3 protein-coding genes and 1 pseudogene are annotated in these 3324 nt (G+C 77.9%); all 4 read left to right on the forward strand.

Annotated features, from left to right (window positions below):
* Window positions 1-790, forward strand: a 790-nt coding sequence (locus WCS02_RS18900; protein WP_340295834.1) for a B12-binding domain-containing protein, incomplete at its 5' end; no start/stop codon positions are given.
* 145 nt (window positions 791-935) lie between these two features.
* Window positions 936-1544: a response regulator transcription factor gene (locus WCS02_RS18905; RefSeq protein ID WP_340295835.1), complete on the forward strand. Its 609-nt coding sequence runs from the start codon at window positions 936-938 to the stop codon at window positions 1542-1544.
* Window positions 1545-1819: 275 nt separating this feature from the next.
* Complete coding sequence (shbA, locus tag WCS02_RS18910) at window positions 1820-2434, forward strand: RNA polymerase sigma factor ShbA (RefSeq protein ID WP_340295836.1); 615 nt, start codon at window positions 1820-1822, stop codon at window positions 2432-2434.
* Window positions 2431-3324: pseudogene (locus WCS02_RS18915) on the forward strand (hypothetical protein); the annotation flags it as partial. The gene shbA and the pseudogene WCS02_RS18915, both read left to right, overlap by 4 nt.

The following is a 3324-nucleotide window of genomic DNA, read 5'->3' on the forward strand; positions in this document are numbered from 1 at the left end:
GAGGCGCGCGGCGACCGCCCCGGTCCTGCCCGGGCGGCAGACCGTGCCCGGGCCGGTCGACGGCGCCGACGACCCGGACGACGTGTCCGAGCTGCTCGTGCCCGGCGGCTGGTTCGACGACGAGACGCCCGAGCGCCCCGCCTCCCGCACCGGCGGCGGACGCGTCGTCTCGCTGCCCGACGGCACCCCTGCCGCCCGCGGCCTGGCCCGGGCGGCGATGGCGCTGGACTCCTACGAGTGCACCCGGCTCATCCGCCAGCACACCGACCGCCACGGCACCATCTCCACCTGGGAGCACCTGGTGGCGCCGGTCCTGGTCGCGGTGGGGGAGCGGTGGCGCACCACGGGCACCGGCATCGAGGTCGAGCACGTGCTGTCCGAGGCCGTGCTGTCCGGCCTGCGCACCGTGGCGGCCGGGCTCCGGCACCCGCGCAACAGCCGTCCCGTCCTGCTGGCGGCGGCGGAGCAGGAGCAGCACGGGCTCCCGCTGCACGTCCTCACGGCCGCCCTGGCCGAGCAGGGGGTCGCCTCGCGCCTGCTCGGGGTCCGGGTGCCGCGCACCGCCCTGGCCGCCGCCGTGCGGCGCAGCGGGCCGGCTGTCGTGTTCGTCTACGCCCACCTGCGCGTCGACGACCCGGAGCAGCTGGACGAGCTGCCCCGGCTGCGGCCCAGCCCGCTGCTGCTCCTGGGCGGTCCCGGGTGGGCCGGGGCGGCGACCCCGCCGGGGGTCGAGCGGGTCGACGACCTCACGCAGGCCGTCGAGCGCATCGTCGCGGCCGTCGGCGCCTGAGCACCGGCACCTGGGCACCGGGCCGCAGGGCCCTGACCTGCGGCTCCCGGCAGACGGAGGACCGCCAGGGCCTCAACTCCCGCCGGGTCCTGCCGATACCTCGGACCGGAGCACCCGCCGGGTGCCGGAAGAAGAGGTGCGCCCCGTGGCAACAGTCCTGGTCGTCGACGACACGCCGATCGTCCGCGAGCAGCTGCGTCGTGCGGTGGCCGGCCTGCCCGGCATCACCCGCGTCGTCGGTGCCGCGTCCGGCGAGGAGGCGCTGTCGCGCTGGCCCGTCGAGCGCCCGTCGGTCGTCCTGCTCGACGTGCGCATGCCCGGCATCGGCGGGGTGGAGACGGCCAAGCGCCTGCTCACCCGCCACCCCGAGGCCAACGTCCTCATGACGACCATGGCCGAGGACGCCGACGGGCTGGCGCGCGCCATCGCCGCCGGGGCCCGTGGCTACGTGGTCAAGGACGCCAGCCCCGAGGAGCTGTCCATCGCCCTGGCCGCGGCCCTCAGCGAGGCCGCCCGCCGTCAGGTCCCCGCCCAGTCCCGAGGTCCCAAGGGTGCCGCGGTGGCGCTCACCGAGCGGGAGGTGCAGGTCCTGGACGGCATGTCCCGCGGCTGCAGCAACGCCGCCATCGGCCGCGAGCTGTTCCTGTCCGAGGACACGATCAAGACCCACGCCCGCCGCCTGTTCCGCAAGCTCGAGGCCGCGGACCGCGCGCAGGCCGTCGCGACCGGCTTCCGGCTCGGCCTGGTGCGCTGAGGCCGTCCGCGCGGCCCTGCACCTGGAGGACCGCCTGACGGCTGCGCCTGCCCCCTGTCCCCCGTCCCGGGGCGGTCTGCGGGCGCGCGGGTCCCGCGCCCCGGCGGAGGTAGTCTCCCCCCGCCCCTGCGTGGGGGGCGCACCTTCGGGGAACGGAGCCGGCATGCCCCGCCGCCGCTGCGCCGTCCGGGGCACCCTCCTGCCCCGGCCCGCCGTCCGGCTGTGCGCTCCGTCGTCCCGCGCCACGCGCTGTAACGGAACCGCTGGGTCGGCCGATGTCTGACTCGGACTCCCACGACCGGCCGGACGTGGTCGACGGGCGAGGGCTGTGGTCGCAGCTCGTCATCCGTGCGGTGGCGGGGGAGCCCGACGCGATCGAGACCCTCATCGCCGGCGTGCGCGAGCGCGTGCACCGGTACTGCAGGGCGCGCTTGCGTGGCTACCCCGGGGCCGAGACGGTCGCGGACGACGTCGCTCAGGAGGTGTGTGTCGCCGTGCTCACCGCGCTGCCCACCTACCAGGACACGGGGCGGCCGTTCGAGGCGTTCGTCTTCCGGGTGGCCGGCTTCAAGGTCGCGGACGCGCAGCGGCACGCCCTGGGCCGCGAGCAGGCCGTCGACGACGTCCCCGACGCCCCGAGCACGACGCTGGCCGACAGCCCCGAGGACAGCGCGGTGGTGCGGTCGCAGGCCGACCACGTCACCCGGCTCATGGAGCGCCTGCCCGGTGCCCAGCGCGAGGTGCTCGTCATGCGGGTCGCGGTGGGCATGAGCACCGAGGAGACCGCCACGGCCCTGGGGATGACGACCGGGGCGGTCCGCGTCACGCAGCACCGGGCACTCGCCCGCCTGCGGGCGCTGGTCGGCACGAGCCTGGACGGTGACGCGTGAGCGCCGGCCTGCCCGGTGACGGCGTCCCGGGCGGCGGCCTGCCCTCCGACGACGGCTCGCTCGACGCCGTGCGCGCGACGGACGACCTGCTCGACCTGCTCGCCGCCCGCGAACCGCTGCCCGAGGGTGCCGACGAGCTCCTCGGGATGCTCGAGGACTGGGCCCGCGTCGTGGACGCCGAGGCCGCCGCCGCGACCGCCACGCTGTCCGGTGCCGACGCCGTGGGTGCCGGGCTGGGGGCGGACCTGTCGGACGCGCTCGTCGGCTCCGACGTCCGGCCGGTCCGACGGCCGCGGCCGGTGCAGCCGGAGACGCGGCGCCGCACACCGTGGTGGGCGCTGTCGTCCGCGGCGGCCGCGGTCATCGCCGTGCTCGCCGTCGGGCTGGGGGCCCAGGACGTCACGCCGCGCGTCCCGGGCGGGGGCACCGTGGCGGAGTCGGTGCAGTCCATCGAGGCGACGCTCGTGGCGGCCCAGCGGGCCGCCGAGGCAGGGGACGTCGTCGGGGCGCGGCTGCTGCTCGAGCACGCCCGGGAGCTGGTCGCCGGGCTGCCCGCGGAGGAGCAGGAGCGCTTCGCCGAGGCTCTGGGCACGGCCGAGCAGGGCGTGCACTCCGCGGAGGAGGCGGTCCGCCAGGGCCTCCCCGTGCCCCCGTGGCCGGGCTCGGCGCCTGTCCCCGGTGCGACCGCGACCGCCACGGTGACCGCGACCGCGACCGCTACCGCCACGGGGCCCGACGGACGGCCGACCACGACGACGACCCCTGACCCCCGAGCCACCCCCGGCGCACCCGCCGTCCCGGGCGAGGGCCCGACCACCACCCCGACGCCGGTCCCCGGTGCCGGGCAGCCGGCCCCGCGCCCGACGGCGCAGCAGCCCGGGCCGGAGCCC

The sequence above is a fragment of the Aquipuribacter hungaricus genome (assembly GCF_037860755.1).
GTDB lineage: Bacteria > Actinomycetota > Actinomycetes > Actinomycetales > JBBAYJ01 > Aquipuribacter > Aquipuribacter hungaricus.

Coding starts and splice junctions, on each gene's coding strand:
- shbA (WP_340295836.1), top strand. CDS start 1,820: ATGTCTGACTCGGACTCCCACGACCGGCCGGACGTGGTCGACGGGCGA.